Raw genomic sequence first — 19,179 nt, 5'->3', positions numbered from 1 at the left:
TGTGTTGAAGCGTTGTTGAAATTGAAAAAGGTGGCAGAGTTACAAGAACTCGTCCGCACCACCACTGCTCAGCATGATTTCGCCAGAATCGGCCAACTTGCGTGCCACAGAAAGAATTTCTTTCTGCGCAGCTTCTACATCTGCCACGCGAATCGGGCCCATGGCTTCGAGGTCGTCCTGCAACATTTCTGCCGCACGTTTCGACATATTGCCAAGGATCTTGTCGCGAAGGCCTTCTTCCGCACCTTTGAGCGCTTTGAGCAATGCTTCTTGAGGCACGTCTTTGAGGATGGCCTGGATACCGCGGTCGTCCACGTCGGCAAGGTTGTCGAAAACGAACATGAGATCCTGAATTTGCGATGCCATCTCTTCGTCGGTCTGACCGATTTGTTCCATCAGTGCAGACTCGAGTGAGTTGTCCATGTAGTTCATGATATCTGCAGCTGCTTTCAAGCCACCAATCTTCGCAGCCTGCGCACCAGCTTGACCTGCGAACTGTTTCTCCATGATTTCATTCAACTCATGCAGTGCTGCTGGTTGAACTTCTTCAAGGTTGGCAATACGCATCACCAGATCAAGAGCATCACGCTCCGCGAACTGGGTAAGAATCTCAGCTGATTGTTCCGGTTCCAGATAAGAGAGAACGATAGTCTGGATCTGAGGGTGCTCGTTAATGATGATGGACGCCACCTGACGGGGATCCATCCACTTGAGTGAATCGAGACCTTTTGACCCACTACCCAGAACAATTTGGTCAACCAGGTTATTAGCCTTGTCTTCACCCAGTGCAGCAACCAGCGCATTGCGCACGAAGTCTTCACTGCCCATACCTATTGCGGTATAACCCTGAATTTCTTCGAGGAACGCGCGATGAACAGCATTCACTTTGTCCTGATTCAAATCTGACAGCTGCGTCATGGCACCACCTACTTTCTGAACCTGCTTAGGCTCCAAATGTCGGATGATGCTCGCAGCATCCTGCTCAGTCAGGCTAAGCAGGAGAATAGAGGCTCTTTCTATGCCTGATAGCTGCGAGACGTCAAAGTCACTCGCAGCGCCGTCTTTATCGTCTTTAGCCATCGTTACTTACCCAGCTTTTCACTACCTGAGCAGCAAGATCAGGTTCATTGGCAACCAATGCCCTGACTGCTTTGAGCAGGTCTTCATCTTTGTGGAGATCAGGCAGGTTGAGATTCGATGAGCTCATACCAAAGGCATTTGAACCATCGAGTTCTGCACCAATCAGACCAATATCGTCATCCGGGCTGAGAGGCAAACCGTCTGGTCCAAGCATCTCGCCGTTTGGTCCCAGCATGCCATCGTCGTCTTTTGCTGGGTTGATAAGTTTGGACATGGCTGGGCGAATCAATACCAGCACCACCACGATGATAACGAGTGATGCAGCCAACCAGCGTACCCAGTCGTTAAAGTTCTGATGTTCCCAGATAGGGACTTCACCCAGCGCCACTTCTTCTGGCGTGACAAACGGTACGGAAATCACTTCCAGAATGTCGCCACGGTTCTCAGCGTAACCCACACCGCCAACGAGCAGTCGGCGAATTTTCTCAAGCTCTGCATCACCGACTGGCGTACGGGTGATTTCACCGCTTTCCGGGTTAGTTGAAGAAATATAATCAACAGCAACAGAGACGGTTTGACGGGCAATGGTGCCAGTCTGACCGCGGCGATGACTGATGGTGGTATCTAATTCAAAGTTCCGGGTCGCTTCGCGGCTTAATGAACCTTTGTCCCCAGCACCGCCGTTTTTCAGATCCTGCACATCTTGAGGGATGGCAGAGTCAACCGGTGGTTGATTGCTGAGTGCGCCCGGAACACCGGCTACGTAATCGGTGTTGTTGTAATTCTCACGGGTATATTCGCTTCGCGTCGAAGAAGTCGCAGGGTCGAAACGCTTGCGGGTTTCCTCGATCGAACTGAAGTCCATGGTGACATCAACCTGGGAGGTGTAGTTACCCAGACCCAGTACAGGGATCAGAATAGCGTCGATTTTCTCGCGCAAAGCCTGTTCTTGTTTACGCTCAAGTTCATATTCTTTGCGGCGCTGTGAAGCCATTGGATCCTGACTGCCCGAGCTCAGCAGACGACCATGTTGGTCTGTTACGGTCACACGGGAAGGTTTAAGGCTTGGCACAGCAGACGCCACCATGTCGACAATAGAATCGACTTCCTCCTGACCCAGTTGCGTGTTACCACGAACGGTCAGGAACACTGTGGCCGAGGCCTCCTGATTATGGCGAACAAATACACTCTGTTTTGGCATTGCCAGCAGTACGCGGGCTTTACTGACTGCACGGATTTTCTCAATGGCTGCTGCAAGCTGACGCTCACGACTCAATTTGAGGCGCTCGCGTTCAAGTTGCTGGGATACACCAAAACCCATGTCCTGCATCAGAATGTCATCACCTTCCTCTGAGGCTGAGTTCAGACCTGCACGGCTCAGATTTAGTTTGATGGTCGAGTAATCTTTGGCAGGCACACGAATCGTGTTGCCTTCCAGTTTGTAGTCGATTTTCTGTTGGTCAAGGTGGTCGAGCACCGGGATCAGTTCTTCTGTTTCATAGGTGCCCAGTGGGCGCATCTCAGGTTCCTGAACCCACAAAAACAGCAACACAACAAGGGAGATACAAATGGCGACGGCAGCGACAAGGATGAGTTGACGCGCGATATCAATCCCACCCAGCGGACCGGTTGGGGTGACATTACGCTCCATCATATCCGGATCAGCAAGCGAAGATCCGCTATCCGTGGTGGCGGGTAATGCCGCAGCACCATCGTTGAGGGCGAGTTGTGTGTTGTCGTTATCTTCCGCCACAGGTTACGTCCTACATTAAACAGGCATGTTCATCAGTTCTTTGTACGCTTCGACCAGCTTGTTGCGGGTCTGTACAGTCGCTTCGAATGCAACGCTTGATTTGTTGCGTGCAATCATCACGTCTGACAGGCTGACACTGCGGTCACCCTGATCAAAACGTGTCGCCAGTTCACTGGAGGTCTTTTGGATGCCATTCACTGAGTTGATGGCACCTGACAAAAGTTCGCCAAAGTCTTGTGAGACCTGTTGACCAGTCGCAGCGCGTGACGTGTTCTGCGCTTCCAATGCCATGGTCTGCATTTCATGCTGCATCGGGTTAATTTTCATAGGTCATCCTCGCTGTCAAAACTTTGGCAATTCCCGTCAGTCCGGGCTCTTTGGGCTTTCTGATTACTATTTATGCAATTATTAAGCCAAATATTATAACGTACTCACTCAACAAAAAGCATCGCTTCACTGAGGAATGTCGATACCCGCATCACGCATTTTGGCAAGCTTATAACGAAGCGTACGTGGGCTGATACCGAGACGCTCTGCTACATCTTTACGACGGCCTTCGCAAGCACGAATTGTCTCCAGAATAATGGCAAACTCTTGATCGCGAAGCTCACTACCCAAGCTATCCGCCGAGGCAACGATTGATTCCGGGCGGTGTGGTACCGCTTGAGGCTGAACCACTGGCTGTACAATCTCGCTAGAGGACACCAGATTTTGGAGGCTACCTGCATCCTGCCAGTCGACGCCTTCCAGAAGGATATCTCCAGCTTCAATCACGCCTTGATGACAAAGGATAAGCGCACGTTGCATGACGTTATCCAGTTCACGCACGTTACCTGGCCAGCGGTACTGTGTCAGTTTTTCGGTAGCGCCCTGAGTTAGTTGAGGAACCGCTTGTCCAAGCTTGCAGCAATGGCGTTTCAGCAGGTGTTCCGCAAGCGGAATAATATCTCCTGCCCGCTCGCACAGAGGCAGCCAGGAAATTGGAAAAACGTTCAGGCGATAGTAAAGGTCTTCGCGGAAGTTACCTTCTTCAACATATTGGCGAAGATCGCGGTTACTGGTAGCCAATACACGCACATCCAATTTGATGCTCTTACGGCTACCGAGGCGTTCGACTTCACGCTCCTGAAGCACACGCAGCAGTTTGGCTTGGAGTGCCAAATCCATCTCACTGATTTCATCTAGCAAAATGGTACCACCCTGCGCCTGTTCGAATTTGCCTGGGCATGCTTGAACGGCACCCGTAAAGGCTCCTTTCTCGTAACCAAACAGAGTCGCTTCCAACATGTTTTCTGGAATCGCAGCACAGTTAATTGCAACGAAAGCCCCTTCAGAACGCAATGACTGACGGTGAATATGACGCGCCATGACTTCTTTACCTGAACCGCTTGGACCCAAGATCATCACATTGGCATCGGTTTTCGCCACGCGATCCGCCAAAGCAATCAGCGCCTGGCTTTTCGGATCTGCCACAACGGCATCGCTGTTGTCTGCTTTTACAGGCGCATAACGACTTACCATGTTCAGCAGCACTTCCGGTGCGAAAGGCTTTGCCATGTAGTCGATTGCGCCTTCTTTCATTGCAGCGACGGCATCCTGAATATTGGCGTAGGCTGTCATCAGAAGCACTGGCAGGTTTGGATAATTCAGTTTGAGGTTTCTCAATAACCCTAAGCCGTCCATGCCTGCCATCTGTACGTCAGAGACCACGATGTCGACCGTTTCATTTTTCAACAGCAACAAAGCCTGCTCGGCGCTGTCTGCTTCTAGCCACTGGTAACCTGCAAGTGCAAGGGTATCCACCAAGGCTTCACGCAAGCCTTCATCATCTTCAACGATAAGTACTTTGCTCTGATTCATTGTGCTTCTCCTGATACCTCTTCTTGCGTGGTATCGCAGTTGTCTGCCATTGGTAGGCAGAGCGTAAAACAGGCACCCTGGCCCGGTTGAGATTGAAGTGTCAGCCTACCTTTGTGGGCATGGCAGACCATTTGAACAACAGCGAGACCAAGACCTGTGCCCTGTTGTCTCGTTGTGAAAAAAGGTTCGAGAATCTTACTTTGTAGCTCTGGGGCAATACCCGGACCATTGTCAGCCACAGACAGGAACAGCTGACCCTGAATCTCACGGGCATCGACAACGATTTTGCAGCCTTTGCCCGCCACTTGAATGGCATTAACCACCAGATTCGACAATGCACTCGCCAGTGCATTCATGTTCCCAAGCAGCTGATGAGATTCGTCATCACAGTTGATTTCAAACTCGACTTGCTGACTGCTCACCAAAGCCTCGACCATAGGTTCGAATTCATTAAGCAAGTGCTCGAGACTAAAGGTATTCACGACTTTGTTGTCGCCACCTTTGGCAAACAGCAGCATGTCGTTGACCTGCTTTTCGAGATCGTGAAGCCTATCCACCAGCTTCATCTGAAAGCGCTTACGGGTGGGCTCATTAAGGTTTGGCGCGCCAAGGTTTGCCGCATAGAGCAAGGCACTGGAAAGCGGTGTACGCACCTGATGCGCCAGCGAGGCAACCATCTTACCCAGCGAGGACAGTCGCTGGAGGTCACTAACACGCGATTGCAAAAGGCGGGTTTCCGTCATGTCGGTGATCATAATGAGCTGGCCGGAATCAGAAGCGGAAATACTAAGCTTCACTTTGCGTCCGTCACGCAGCGAAACTTCATGACCGTCATCTTCTCGGGGCGAGAAAGCGCGGTTAATCACATCAACCCAACGCTCTTGAGTTAACGGAGTTCCGAGCAGACGAAATGCCTCTGGGTTGGCCTCCGCTACACGACCGAACGGATCCAGCAATATCACGCCTGCTGGCATGACATCTAATACTTGTTTGTATCTCAGAACCTGCTGATCAACGGTTCCCAAAGGAGAATGATTGGCTTCCATAATGCTCGACTATTTAGCTCTCTTTTTCTGACGCTAGATAGCTCTAAGCAGGTAATGTGCCAATTATTAATATCTTAAATTTCAGTCAACTAGATAAGAAAGGAACAAAAAAGCGAAGTCAAAAAAATGACTTCGCTTTCATATCAATCAATTCCGTATTACGGCGGACAACTACGATCAGGTAATATCTTCTTTGTTGAGACCATACTTACGCATCTTCTCAACCAGTGTCGTGCGTCGCATACCCAGCATATCCGCTGCACGCGCCACAATGCCCATTTGCGCTTCCAAAGCCTGACGAATCATTTCAACTTCCAGATCAGCCAGCAAAGCTTTAAGGTCAACACCTTCCGGCGGGAGCCCGGCGGGAGAAGGGTTAGAGAAACCTGGCATCTCTTCTTCCGGCTCGTCCATCGCAAACACCGCATGAAGCGCATCGCGTTCAAGATCTTCCTCGGATTCAAAGCCACCCAAGGTCTCAGGCTGGAATTCAGGAATATCACTGTAGCGATACTTCTTCGGTAAGCGGTTCACATCCACCATTTGCCCTGGGTACAGAATGACCATGCGCTCAATCAGGTTCGCAAGTTCACGAACATTACCCGGCCAGTCATGCTCCATCAGCGAGCTGATTGCACGTGGGGTCAGATGAACCTGATTCCCGCCTTCCGCTTCCAGACGCGCCATCAATTCCTGAATCAGCAATGGTGTGTCTTCAATACGTTCTCGCAGTGCCGGCATTTCAATTGGGAACACGTTCAGGCGATAGAAAAGGTCTTCACGGAATGAGCCTTCTTCAATCATGGCATCCAGATTGCGGTGTGTGGCCGCCACAACACGAACATTAACCTGAATGGTCTTGTTGCCGCCGACACGCTCAAAACAACGCTCTTGCAGCACACGAAGCAGTTTAACCTGCATCGGCTGAGGCATGTCGCCAATTTCATCTAAGAACAGTGTGCCGCCTTCAGCCAACTCAAAACGGCCTTTACGCGCAGAAATTGCGCCAGTAAATGCCCCTTTCTCATGACCGAATAGCTCACTTTCCAGCAGCTCAGGTGGAATCGCACCACAGTTTACAGGCACAAATGGGCCTTTTCCGCGTTGCGAATGGTAATGGATATTACGTGCAACGACTTCTTTACCGGTACCGGATTCACCCAGAATCAGAACGCTGGCGTCGGTTCCTGCCACTTGCTCAATAAGATGACGAACATCGGCAATCGCTTCACTGCGACCTACCATGCTTCTGAAAAGCGTATTTTTTCGGCTAAGTTGAGGAATATTAAATGCACGCTTGCCGGAAAACTCCTGACAGTGTCGGAGTGCATCAGCAAGTTGGGGATAATTTAGTGGCAGCTCAAGCTCACCGACAAAATTTGGCAGTCCAGACAATTCCGTTTTGTGTTTCGCAAGTGCAATAACAGGAATATGATTGTTTATCGCCAAACTATCCAGCACTTGGGAGAAGCGCTGTGGTGAGTGAATGTTACCCAGAAAACAAGCACCCTCGGCTTGCTTCCAGTGCGAATCATTTAGCTCAGTGGTTGCACATAGCAGGTATTGCTCACCAATAAACTCCAAGATAACGCCTAAATCGTGACGAAATTTTTCATCATCCTCGATAACAAGAATCTTCGTTAAACCTTGCATGTGTGAGATATATCTGCCCTAAAACTATCTAAGTCATCGGCGCGACGGATGTCACCAATAACAGAATAATTCAGCTATTGTAATTATTGCTTGGTATAAGGCAACCAGAGACACAATAAAGCTGTGACTCCAGTGCCAAGACAGAATAGATTGTAGTGAATCTTACGCGATTTTATGCGTCTGCAGAGGTGATATTGTGATACTCAGCCGGTATTTGATCCCACGCTGATTTAATTTCTCGTAAAATATCGATCACATCATCGATGGGTGCATCCAAGTTGTCTCGGTTTGCCTCAGAAATTTGACGGATCATAAAGTCGTAAAGTGCATCAAGGTTAGTTGCAATTTCACCACCATCGTCCATCGACAAACAAGTACGTAGGCTGATGATAATATCCAGCGCCTTACCCAGACGTTCACCTTTCACCGCAACGTCGCCTTGCAACATTGCTGCTTTGCCCTGAACCAAGCGTTCAATAGCACCCGCCATCAGCATTTGAATCACCTTGTGTGGTGATGCTGCACTCAGTTGGCTGTCTACTGAGACTTTTTTGTAGGCCTGAAGTGACCCTCTCATAACATTCCTCACCTACTCGAACTTTTTGTAAATTTGCACTGACTGACGCCCTTTCTTAAAACGACTGGCATGGGCTGCAGCACTATCACGCTGTACTTTTATAAGGCTAAATAACTGCTCGGTTCTGGCGATTGCCTTTGACCATGCAGCTTGTTCCGGCTTTTCCGGCAACATCGTGATTTCTGCCAGACATTGTTTTCTATTATTCAATAACCGTGCCATCTCACTGGAGTCGACAGGGTCTGAATTCAGTACTGCCAGAAGCTGTTCATCAATCTCTGACAGTTGGGACAGCAAAGCTTGCATTGTCATCTCACTTACATTGCCGGCATGATATTCATCATGGCGGACAGTTGAGATTGCATCTCAGCCATCGCATTATCCATGGCGGAAAACTGCTTCAAGGTGCGGTTTTCCAAATCTTCCATTCGGCGATCCAGTTTGTCCTGTTCATCTTGCAGTCGAATTCGCTGGTCACCCAAGCTCGACTCGCGGTTACGGATTGCACCACCCACCCCGGTAAAATTCTGCACTGTTTCTTCTACTTTTCGGGCAAAGCCCTGATTGCCACCGAAGAAACCTTCTAACGCGCCATAGTTACGCGTCAGTTGTTTGTCCAACAGGTTGTAGTTGATTTCCAGACGTCCATCCATCGTGGTGGAGATACCGAGCTCACTGAGTGTTTTCAGTGAATCCGGAGCGCCTTCAATTGGTGTAGAAAACAACGAACGCATTTGGTTAACCGCTGAACGGATCACGCTGTCGCCAACCAATGGGCCACCCTGCTGGGTTTCCGGGTCGTACTTAGACAGCGCTTTGGTCACTTGATAGAAAGCGTTGTAAGCATCAACGAACTCTTCGAGCGACGCTTTCACTGTGTCTCTGTCTTCGTCTACTGTGACAATAACAGGGCCATCTGAAGGAGACGTCAGTTGGGATACTTCAATCTCGACACCACGAATGGCGTCAGAAAACGTGTTGGTATCGCTGGAAACCGATGCCAGTCCGTCAATCAGGATGCGGGCGTCCAAAGCCGCCTGCATCTCATTCATCGAATTAGTTGGACTGGCAGGGTCGTAGGCCAGTGCCTGCAGCGGTGACGTTACCGGCGCATTCACACTAACGGAAATTTGGTTATCTATACCTGTTTTATCACCACCGAGGATCAATCGCGCACCGCTGTCGTCGTTGATCACAGACGCTTTGATACCTGGATTATTCGCACTGCTGTTGATGGTGCGCACAATATCGAGCAGTGAACTGTTGTTCGCGTCGATATCGATGGTGGTGGTTCGACCGCCCAGACTCAGCGTGATTTGCCCTGCGCCAAAATCAGCTTTGGAATCTAAACCGTCAGAAACCAGTTTGTGGGACTGCGCGAGTTGCCGTACGTCGATGGAGTAAACGCCGGTAACGGCTTGGTGGTCAGCGGATGCGGAGACAGCTTCTTCGTTGTTTGAAACTGTACTCCGCGCCGCGAAGGTATTGTTACGGCGAAAGTCATACATCAAGCCTTTCATCGTATCGAGGGAAGTTTTGAGTCTACCGTAGGCGCTGATGTTAGTTTCAACATCGTTCAGGCCCTTAACGATTCGCTCCTGTTTAGGCGCACGCTCAGCTTCAACAATTTTGCTGACCATGGAGTTGATGTCCATGCCACTGCCAAGGCCCGTTGCGCTTAAACCCATTTTTCACTTACCTCAGTTATACCTTTTCTGCAACGAGCCCCCTCGCATGAAGAGACAGTTGCTGTGCTAGCTCTAGCATTTCTTTTTCAGGAATCTGTCGGATGATGTCACCGCTACTCATTTCATAGACAGTAACTACGCTTCTTCCAGAACTCTCATCGAGTCGAAATGACAAGCCTTTGTTAAAGGTAGACACAAACTCATCCAGTCGCTCAACCAGCATTTCGAGCTGTTCTTGCTGCATCTCCCGTGTAGCTTCAAGCTTTTGGACTTGCTCTACACGGCGTTGAGACAGCTTTTCAACATTCTCTGCCATCTGCCGCTGGTTCGTGATGTTGGGTTGAGTCCCCTCCACAGATTGTTTACTGCTAGCAACTTTCGTGCCTGACTGTGGAGTCACATGAGACAGGGATGACGTCGAAACGGATGATAGGTCCATCGTAGTTCACCTCCTGTTAGCTATTGACGGTGAGAGGCAAGCTCACCGTCATTTTTTGGTCTTGCTATTAGCCTAACAGGCTCAGTGCAGCTGACGGTGCTTGCTTCGCTTGTGCAAGTATAGACGTACCAGACTGCTGCAGGATCTGAGATTTAGTGAACTGCGTCGTTTCCTTAGCAAAATCAACATCACGGATGCGGCTGTTAGATGCGCTAACGTTCTCGTTAACGTTATCCAGGTTCGCAATCGCGTGGCTCAGACGGTTCTGCTTCGCACCCAGCTCAGCACGGTGTGAGTCGATGTATTGCATCGCATTATCCACCAGGCCAACTGCACGCTGAGCGCCACCTGCAGTACTGACGTCAACGTCTTGCACTGTTTGGTCAACTTTCGCTGCACCTGCGATACCCAGAGAGGTCGCCAGTGCACCGGTGAATGCAACATCAGCACCTGAAGCAGATACGATTTGCAGTTCGCCATTTTCAGTCACAGATGCAGATACTTTGCCGTCAGATTGACCGTTGATGTAGGTTGCCACTTCTTCAACATCGTCGCCTGCTTTAGCAGAAACGTTGATAGTCGCAGTAGTACCGTCAGCATTGGTAATTGCCATAGACAGAGTTGCACCACCAGTCGCGGTCCAAGCCGCCATGTCTGCAGATGCCGCCACAGTCGCTTTATAGGTCGCACCACCCATCATCGCTTCGTCAGCACGGATGTTCTTGAACTCCATGAAGACCGCTTCACCCGCGTCAGCACCGATTTGGAATGCTTTTGTACCGTAAGTACCGTTCAGCAGTTTCGCGCCACCAAAAGAAGTGGTTTCCGCGATACGGTTCAGCTCGTCTTGAAGGGCAACGATCTCTTCTTGAATTGCCACACGCTCTTGGTCACCGTTTGCACCGTTAGCAGATTGCAGCGCCAGGTCACGCATACGCTGCAGGATGTTGGTGGATTCTTCCATCGCACCTTCAGCAGTTTGTGACATTGAGATGCCGTCGTTTGCGTTACGTACTGCAACATCAAGACCACGGCTTTGTGAAATCAGGCGGTTAGAGATTTGCAGACCTGCTGCGTCATCCTTTGCGCTGTTAATACGGAAGCCCGAAGACAGACGCTCCATCGAATTGTTCAACGCGTCGGTTGAGCTGTTCAAGTAGCGCTGAGCGGTCATTGCAGGCACGTTAGTGTTTACTGTAATAGCCATAACTATTCTCCTTTGGTACTAAGTCCGGCTTCCGCCCAGCAACCCAGGGAAAACCAGTTCTAAATCTCTCACAACCCATGTAACGGCAGGTTTGGAAAAACCTTTACACTTTTTTTCCTACTTTTTTTACAAGCCACCGAGGAGGGTGAAAAGCCGTAAAATCATGGTGCTATGAAGGTTTTCGCCTTAGTAGGGAAAAACTTTAGTGATGATTTAAAAAACTTGTCGGCAAAAGCAGATAGAAAGACAGAAAGCCCAGTAATAACAAGGCTTAGGGGAGAAGTGATAATTAGGAGGCTCAGGCTGTTTGCTGAAAAAAGCACAAAAAAAGCGGCAATGGCTTGCCGCTTTTTCGGGACCTGTATTCCAGATTACTGGAGCAGGTTGAGCGCCGCCTGCGGCAACTGCTTCGCCTGAGCAAGAATAGAGGTACTTGCCTGCTGCAGGATTTGGCCCTTGGTGAGCTCTGTCGTTTCTTTCGCGAAGTCGGTATCGCGAATACGGCTGTTAGACGCAGAAACGTTCTCTTGGATGTTCGACAAGTTACTGATGGTGTGGCTTAAGCGGTTTTGCTTCGCACCCAAATCAGCACGCTGACTATCAATATATTGCATGGCTGAGTCGATAATGCCCACCGCCATTTGTGCGCCACCCGCATCACTGACGTCAATGTCTTGCGTCGTGGTTGCTGCACCAGCGCCAGTGACGAGGCCAAGAGATGTTGCCAAACCACCACCAAAGGTTACGTTGCCAGAGAGCTTCTCTTCCGCGACGAAAATCTGTAGCTGGCCAGCTTCATCGACAGACGCCGTAACCATCTCGTCGGACTGACCATTAATATAGGTCGCCACTTCCTCGATATCGTCGCCCGCTTTCGCGCCAATGTTCAGGTTGATAGTATTACCGTCTTTGGTCGTGAACGCCATGGTCAGAGTAGCTGCTGTACTTGCCACTTCCCAACCCGCTGATTTACCGTTTGCGGCAATAAACTCGGTACCACCCATACGGAAGTCGTCAGCACGAATACTGGTTAAGCCCATGATGATGGCCTCACCCGAATCAGCACCAATTTGGAAAGATGCTTCACCGAAAGAACCGTTCAGCAGTCGACGGCCACCAAACGCAGTGGTTTCTGCAATACGGTTAAGTTCGTCTTGAAGTGCTGACACTTCTTCCTGAATCGCGATACGTTCAGACTTACCGTTCGCACCATTCGCCGATTGCAGAGATAGGTCACGCATACGTTGCAGGATATTTGTAGATTCCTGCATGGCGCCTTCTGCAGTTTGGGCAATTGAGATACCGTCATTAGCGTTGCGCATCGCAACATCTAGGCCACGGGTCTGGGCGATGAGTCGGTTCGAAATCTGCAGACCAGCGGCGTCATCTTTCGCACTGTTGATCCGACTACCAGACGACAAGCGTTCCATCGACGTATTTAGATCGTTTGTCGACTTGTTCAGGTAACGCTGCGCAGTCATCGCAGACACGTTGGTGTTAACTGTTACACCCATTTTGCTCTCCTTTGACTTTCGCGTATTTTGCGAAACAGACTACCCGCGACAAACTTGTCCGAATGTAGAAGCGGGACCAGCCTTCAGTTCGTTATCAGGAACGGTATCAGTGCAACTGACACCTCATGCCAAATGTCATTCAAATAGCATGCCAATTTTTGGAAAGTCTTGTTTATCATAAAGTTAGGAGCAACGAGAGCGGAGTCGATTAACAAAACGGCAAATAATTTGATTTTCTCCTCAAGAAAATCGGCAACTTGCCGCCTCCGGTCATTGCCTCCTCATAACCATAGCACCAGATCTTGTAATTAAGAGGGATGAATCACATTTTGTTCGAATAAATTTTTATTCTCAAAACAGAGACAAAGCAGTACGCCCTCTAAATACGTGCGAATTTATCCATAAATTAAACGTCTTCCGGCACGGTATTTGCTGTCTTTTATTTAGTTTAAAAACTTAAGTTTTCCGCACGAATAACTATATGGATTCCTTATGAACAATCCCTCCCAAACCAATGAAAGTGCTATGACACTGGAACAAGCGTTTGAGCATGGCGTTTCGCTCTATCAACATCAGAAAAAGCGCGAAGCCAGAGAGGTGTTCGAACAAATTCTTTCTCATGCTCCCGATGCCTTGCCTGTACTGCAAGTACTGGCGGTGATGGACAGCGAAGAAGGTGCCTGGCAAGAGGCACTGAAAAAGCTGGATCATGCGCTGACCGTTGAGCCAGGCGAAGCTTCAATCCTGTTTGATAAAGCGACGCTGCTGGCGCAAAACGGCATGAATAAAGACGCTCTCGAGATCGTGGACGCCTTGCTTGGCGTGGCACCGGATCACCAAGAACTGCTCGCCATGCGGCAACAACTTACCGCCGCTATCGGTAAACTGGGCGAGAGCCGTCGCACGGCAAAGCAGATCAATCAGATTGCCTCGCAGAAAAATGCCGCCATGGATGCCGAAGTATTGGAAACCCTCTCCCTCGCCAACCAAATGGTGACAAGCGGCAATCTGGATCAGGCTAAACAGCTTTTTAATGCCGTGATCAGCGTGGCTGGCGACAATCCTTCTGCTTTACTCGGTTTAGCGAAGCTATACATGGGCGAAGAAAACTTCGGCCTTGCCCGCCAAAACCTGCTGCGTGCATTTGATGAAGACACGTCAGAAAAAGAAATCGTGGTTCTGCTAAGTCACAGTGCCATCAAGATTGAAGATTTCAAAGCAGCACGTGATCATGCTCGCTTCGGCCTTAATGCCTGGCCAGCAGAGCCACTGTTTTGCCGCTTGATTGTGCTCAGCTACGAAAAAGAAGAAAACTGGCTGGAAGCCTACCGACAAGCCAAGACCTTTATTAAGCAATATCCGACCGACACGGACTTGCTGAACAGACTGGCGACAGCAAGCTTCCAGTTACTTCGGACGCGTCATAACTTCACGCCCGAAGCCATCTTGGAATGTCAGCAACACATTCAGCAGGCGGCAAGCGTCGCCAATGAAGAAAACAAGCTGCGCCTTTCCACTTATCTTGCTGAGGTTCTTTGGTACAAGGGTGAAGCCAAAGCATCAAAAGCTTTGCTTGAAGATTACATTGCCAAGTATCCAGATGATGTAGAGGCAGGCTTTAACATCAGCTTTGTTTACCGCACCCTCGGCGAATGGGAAAACTATTACCGCGCCAATGAATTGGGCCTAACCTGTCATCGTCGCTTGCGTTACAGCGGCAACATGCCGCAGTGGAACCTTGAACGCCCGAAAGATGACATTGTTCTGGTGATGCCAGAGCAGGGGGTTGGCGACGAAATACTTTACTTCCATAACCTTGCGATGGTGCTGGAAAACACCCAAAAGGTTTATGTGGCTTGTGACCCGCGCTTGGAATCAGTGCTCAACCGTGCTTACCCAGAAGCCATCATGGTGCCTATTAAGCGCATTGAAGGCGAAGACATTTATATCCCTGAAGAAGTCATGAACAACATTACTTCTTGGGTTGCCGGTGGCAGCCTGGCTGGAATCTGCTTTGAAAAACATGGCCGCCATGTTTACCAGTCCGGATATGTGAATTTGCCGGAAGACACCAAAGCGCACTGGCAATCCAAGTTGACTGAAGTACGTCACCAACATGCAGAGAAGAAATTGATTGGTATTTGCTGGCGAAGTGGCCTTGCTGCGGCAACACGTAACATCCACTACTTGATTGCGGAAGAAGTCGCGCATTTAGTGAAGCAGTTTCCAGACGCAGTGTTTATCAATCTTCAATACGGTGATTGCAGCAAAGAACTTAACAAGATTGAAAAGCTCTCTGGCATAAGAGTTTTGCAGCTGGAAGGGCTGGATCTGCGTGATGACTTTGACGGTACAGCTGCCGTTATAACAGGATTGGATGCAGTGATCACTGCGGGTACCGCAGTACACCGCCTGACTACTGCTGTTGGCACCCCTTGCCACGTATTCTTTGCGGGCACGGAAGAGTCTGATTTCAAACAGCCTGAACCTTTGTATTGCGACAGCGAGTTCGGTTACTTCTACCCACCTATGCTGGAAAACAAATATCCGCTGCTAGAATCGATTGCCAGGCACATTCAGGCAAGCTGATTCAAATCCAAATAAAATGGCCGCATCAAACTGATGCGGCCAATTTTTATCTGAATTCACTGGGTATATTCTTTCGGCGTACAGCCTTCCCAGCGCCGGAAAGCACGATGAAAAGCCCTTGGTTCAGAAAAAGCCAACCAATAGCTGATTTCCTTAATACTCAGTTTTCCTTGCTTCAAATACGCCACCGCTAAGTCATGCCGTGTTGAGTCCAGAATATCCTGAAAGGTTTCCCCTTCTGCTTTGAGTTTTCTGTATAGCGATTGCGCGCTCACTCCAAGACTTTCAGCAATGTCATCCGCACTCGCCTTTTGGTGATGAAGGCTGTCGACAATTCGCTTTTTCACTTCATTGGCAAATGAACCGGAGGCGGCAATCTCTTGCATTAATTGCCGGGCATGCTCCGACAAGACGCCATGGATATACTCATTGCTGTCACTCAACGGCATGTTGAGAAATTGGGAATTAAACACCAATTGATTAAATGCTTTGCTACCCAGCACTTCACAACCCAGTAAATCACTGGCCACTGTTTGCTCTTGCTCTGATAACGAGCGCTCAAGTTCAATAAAGGCTGTCTGGGAGCTACCAAGTGGCAAATTTTGACGGGAGAAGGCAACAAATCCTGCCAGCATTCGGTCAGTGTGCATTTCCATTTCCCACTCATCGCTTTCATTCAATATTCGAAGGCAGGCAAAGTCATTTTCTTCCACTAGCACAATGCGCTGAGCTTGATTGAGAAGAGGCGACATTTCGCTGAGTTGCAGCAGAGAATGACGCAACGTCGGGCTATGTTTGACGGCCTGGCCTAATGCACTTGCACCTTTGAAATCCGGATCGATGCCAACCCTAAATCCAAGCAGCGGATCGTTTCTCTGATCCAAAGCCAGTTTCCAGAACGCGTTATAGATATTGAGCCCGCATCTCTCATCCGGCGAGCTTTTTAGGTCTTTCGGCAGTTTTAGCTGTGTTTTAATGGCTTCGGTATCCCATCCTAAATCTGACAGGATTCTGTCTAGCCCCAGCAAAAAGCCCATGACCAACGTTGGTGAAGTGTCCATTTTCATCCCTTGATGACCAGAGTCCCTATTTGATGTCTACGGTCTCTGTGACTGTCATGGCTCCGATACTAACATTTGGAAAAAATGCAAAGGGAACGAGGGAAGAAAAATGCGTGAAGAAACAAATGGCCGCCGAAAGTTTTTAAAAGGATTAATGGGTGTAGGCGTTGTCGTCGCGGGTGGCACCGTCTACCGTGCCGTGGATAACGGCGTGTTCAGCGTAGGAAAAGGTGACCCGTTTACGCCTTGGACCGACTGGCAATCAGCGTCGAAAAACGGTGAACTCGCCATCATCAATGCTGCCGTGCTGGCTGCTAACCCTCACAATACCCAACCTTGGATTTTTGAACTGCGCGACAATGCGATTTTTCTCTACGCAGACACATCGCGTCATTTGGGCACTATGGATGTTTATGGTCGCGAGCTTTGTATTGGCCTGGGATGCGCGGTGGAAAACATGATCCAAGCTGCTCCCGCGTTTGGGTTTGATGCAAAGGTACTGCTTGGTGACACAGATCTGACCAACCAAACCTGGAACGGCCTTCCTATGCATGTTGCAACAATTTCTCTGACACCAACGAGTAAACAGGAACAAAGCGAGCTCTACCAAGCAATTGGTCATCGACACACTGACCGAAGTGAATATCTGCATGATAAGCCTATTGATACGTCCTTAGTATCAGCGTTGAACGCGCTGGCCAAAGAAGCGTTTCCCGATGTCAGCCTTACCCTGCTGACCAACCCAGCACAACGGCAAGCATTTACCCAACAAACCGTCAACGCCACGCGATTCATTGCCACTGACCACCAAATGTCTGCAGACAGCTTCCAATGGTTCAGACTCAGCCACAAAGATATGCAAGCGCACCGCGATGGTGTTTATATCGATACTGCTGGTCTGCCCCCAGCTATAACTGCTATCAGTAAAATCATGCCGCCTTTGTCGGAAGAGTCTTCTAATCAATACTGGATTGATGGAACACAGCGCACCATGGCATCTACTCCCATGCACGGTCTGCTAACACTGAATAATCTCTACAGCTCAAAGCAAAATATTGAGGCAGGACGACTGTGGCAGCGCATCCACCTTTGGGCGACAACACAAGGTATTTCCATGCAGCCGGTTAATCAGACCTGTGAAGTCGTTGACAGGCAAAGACAATTGGGGCAACCACAGACCTTCGCGGATGACCTGCGCGCGTTATCCGGCAAGCCACAATCGGCAACTTTTGCTTTCCGCGCTGGCTACCCAACGCAGACTGCAATCCCCAGCCCGCGTCGTGCGTTGAAAGACGTAGTTTCCAGTTGATAGGTTGTCTTGGTACCAAAAAAAGGTCAGCAGATGCTGACCTTCTCTGTGTTTTCTCTTACGTTTCTGCTGCCTGTCTTACGCTTCCGCCGCAATGCTCGTTGTGCAAGGAGGACGTCGGGTCTCCCTAGCCGAAAGTAAAAGCAAACCAAAGGCAACAGCACCTGCTGCCAGCATCGCGAGAATCACTGCGTGATAATTGTGAAGCTCGGCCACAAACCCCACTGTCACACTGGACGCCAGGCTTGCCATCATAATGGCGTTATTGAACAAGGTAGTCGCTACGCCCATCTGATTTGGCATTTTGTTCTGAATCACGACCATACCGAGGCTGGCACTGATACCAACAGCTAAACCGTTCAGCAGTTGTAACACATACATTTGCCATAGTGAGTCAGCATTGAACAATAAGATATAAAACAGACACGCCGATGCCGCACTTAAGACCATTAGACGCTGTGGTGCAACTTTAGCTGCCCACAGGCCTGCCAATACCATCACCGGAATTTCTACAAACGCTGCCAAGCCGAGCAACTGGCCTGCCACTGATCCTGCCATATCTAGCTCCTTTGTTACATACAAAGGGATCGACATGACATACATGTTGTTGGCCAAAAACAACATGAATACCGCACCCAAATATAACGGTGCTCCCTGAATCTTGCGCCATGATTGACGCACCTCCACTTCCCCCGTGTTATCAGTATCTTTTGCTTTGGTTGACGGGAACATACGCCAAACAATCAATACCGAAATAACCGTGGTGGCAGTGGCAAACAGGAATGCACCGTTAAATCCAAATGCATCGTACAGGATGAATGCCAGTGGCGGACCAATCACCCAAGACATCGACATCATGGCGCGCATCAGTGAAACAAACAGCGTGCTATTGTCGCCGAGATCCTTATCGGCATATTCACGACCAATCGCAAAAATTTGTGGCAGGGCCGCTGCTGAGAAACTCGAGATGAATACCATCACGGCCAACGCCAGATAAAAGTCACGGATTACCATAAAGAGCGCTGTGACGAGAATAAACGCTGCTTGCGCCAACAAGATAATTTGGCGGCGATGCCAACCTACATCAGAGAGTTTGGCAATACGCTGTGAAACAATCACGCCACTAAATATCGAGATAGCCAGGAATACGCCCATATCAAGTGGTGTTGCATCAAGTCCGTCGACAACAAAAATCCCTAAAAGTGGATAGAAAAATCCATAGCCCAAGCCAGCAAACAAGCTGACCAGCAGATAGCAAAGCGAGGCTCTATCAGTTAAGAAACTTACATAGTTTTTCATTCATTAATTCCCACAAAAAGTGCCTAGACGCATTGATTTGAGCAGCCAGTCGACTTGACCATGTATTCGTTATTTATGTGCAGTTTAGGGACAAATATGCACCT

16 protein-coding genes are annotated in these 19,179 nt (G+C 49.4%); 2 read left to right on the top strand and 14 right to left on the bottom strand.

All coding sequences use genetic code 11. The features are described 5' to 3' along the window. Positions 1-39: 39 nt before the first annotated feature. The 12 genes from fliG to K6Q96_RS03960 form a co-directional block, all read right to left on the bottom strand. Positions 40-1,080, bottom strand: coding sequence for a flagellar motor switch protein FliG (fliG, locus tag K6Q96_RS04015; protein WP_251877976.1), 1,041 nt, complete (start codon positions 1,078-1,080; stop codon positions 40-42). Further along, a complete protein-coding gene (gene fliF / locus K6Q96_RS04010; RefSeq protein ID WP_251877974.1) occupies positions 1,073-2,833 on the bottom strand; it encodes a flagellar basal-body MS-ring/collar protein FliF in 1,761 nt (586 codons plus the stop codon). Before fliF ends, fliG begins: the two co-directional genes overlap by 8 nt. A gap of 15 nt (positions 2,834-2,848) precedes the next feature. Beyond that, on the bottom strand, positions 2,849-3,160 hold the full coding sequence (gene fliE / locus K6Q96_RS04005) for a flagellar hook-basal body complex protein FliE (RefSeq protein WP_002537874.1): 312 nt from the start codon (positions 3,158-3,160) through the stop codon (positions 2,849-2,851). 126 nt (positions 3,161-3,286) lie between these two features. Then, positions 3,287-4,693: a sigma-54-dependent transcriptional regulator gene (locus tag K6Q96_RS04000; RefSeq protein ID WP_251877973.1), complete on the bottom strand. Its 1,407-nt coding sequence runs from the start codon at positions 4,691-4,693 to the stop codon at positions 3,287-3,289. Further along, positions 4,690-5,739, bottom strand: coding sequence for a sensor histidine kinase (locus K6Q96_RS03995; protein WP_251877971.1), 1,050 nt, complete (start codon positions 5,737-5,739; stop codon positions 4,690-4,692). Before K6Q96_RS03995 ends, K6Q96_RS04000 begins: the two co-directional genes overlap by 4 nt. Positions 5,740-5,916: 177 nt before the next feature. After that, positions 5,917-7,392 (bottom strand): sigma-54 dependent transcriptional regulator, encoded by a 1,476-nt coding sequence (locus tag K6Q96_RS03990; protein WP_251877969.1) that lies wholly within the window; start codon positions 7,390-7,392, stop codon positions 5,917-5,919. Between the two features lie 172 nt (positions 7,393-7,564). Next, positions 7,565-7,969, bottom strand: a complete 405-nt coding sequence (fliS, locus tag K6Q96_RS03985; protein WP_251877967.1) for a flagellar export chaperone FliS — start codon at positions 7,967-7,969, stop codon at positions 7,565-7,567. Between the two features lie 12 nt (positions 7,970-7,981). Then, positions 7,982-8,275 carry a hypothetical protein gene (locus K6Q96_RS03980; protein WP_251877965.1) on the bottom strand — a complete coding sequence of 98 codons (294 nt, stop codon included), beginning with the start codon at positions 8,273-8,275 and terminating at the stop codon, positions 7,982-7,984. 11 nt (positions 8,276-8,286) lie between these two features. Then, entirely contained in the window at positions 8,287-9,657 is a 1,371-nt protein-coding gene (gene fliD / locus K6Q96_RS03975) for a flagellar filament capping protein FliD (protein ID WP_251877963.1), read from the bottom strand. Positions 9,658-9,673: 16 nt separating this feature from the next. Beyond that, positions 9,674-9,973, bottom strand: coding sequence for a flagellar protein FlaG (locus K6Q96_RS03970; protein ID WP_002537883.1), 300 nt, complete (start codon positions 9,971-9,973; stop codon positions 9,674-9,676). A 190-nt stretch (positions 9,974-10,163) separates the two neighbouring features. Continuing rightward, positions 10,164-11,303 (bottom strand): flagellin, encoded by a 1,140-nt coding sequence (locus K6Q96_RS03965; protein WP_251877961.1) that lies wholly within the window; start codon positions 11,301-11,303, stop codon positions 10,164-10,166. A gap of 371 nt (positions 11,304-11,674) precedes the next feature. Beyond that, positions 11,675-12,817: a flagellin gene (locus K6Q96_RS03960; RefSeq protein ID WP_251877959.1), complete on the bottom strand. Its 1,143-nt coding sequence runs from the start codon at positions 12,815-12,817 to the stop codon at positions 11,675-11,677. Positions 12,818-13,309: 492 nt separating this feature from the next. On the opposite strand from K6Q96_RS03960, the gene K6Q96_RS03955 reads away from it, so the two are divergent. Then, the gene (locus K6Q96_RS03955; RefSeq protein WP_251877957.1) at positions 13,310-15,406 is read left to right on the top strand and encodes a tetratricopeptide repeat protein; all 2,097 of its coding nucleotides are present in this window, start codon (positions 13,310-13,312) and stop codon (positions 15,404-15,406) included. A gap of 56 nt (positions 15,407-15,462) precedes the next feature. Here K6Q96_RS03955 and K6Q96_RS03950 read toward each other — a convergent pair whose 3' ends face one another. Continuing rightward, positions 15,463-16,467, bottom strand: a complete 1,005-nt coding sequence (locus K6Q96_RS03950) for a helix-turn-helix domain-containing protein (RefSeq protein ID WP_251877955.1) — start codon at positions 16,465-16,467, stop codon at positions 15,463-15,465. 109 nt (positions 16,468-16,576) lie between these two features. On the opposite strand from K6Q96_RS03950, the gene K6Q96_RS03945 reads away from it, so the two are divergent. Then, on the top strand, positions 16,577-17,776 hold the full coding sequence (locus K6Q96_RS03945; protein WP_251877953.1) for an Acg family FMN-binding oxidoreductase: 1,200 nt from the start codon (positions 16,577-16,579) through the stop codon (positions 17,774-17,776). 78 nt (positions 17,777-17,854) lie between these two features. Here K6Q96_RS03945 and K6Q96_RS03940 read toward each other — a convergent pair whose 3' ends face one another. Continuing rightward, positions 17,855-19,075 (bottom strand): sugar efflux transporter, encoded by a 1,221-nt coding sequence (locus K6Q96_RS03940; RefSeq protein ID WP_251877951.1) that lies wholly within the window; start codon positions 19,073-19,075, stop codon positions 17,855-17,857. Between the last annotated feature and the right edge of the window lie 104 nt (positions 19,076-19,179).

Source organism: Grimontia kaedaensis (genome assembly GCF_023746615.1).
Classification (GTDB): domain Bacteria; phylum Pseudomonadota; class Gammaproteobacteria; order Enterobacterales; family Vibrionaceae; genus Enterovibrio; species Enterovibrio kaedaensis.
This window is presented reverse-complemented; position numbering and strand designations above follow the sequence as displayed.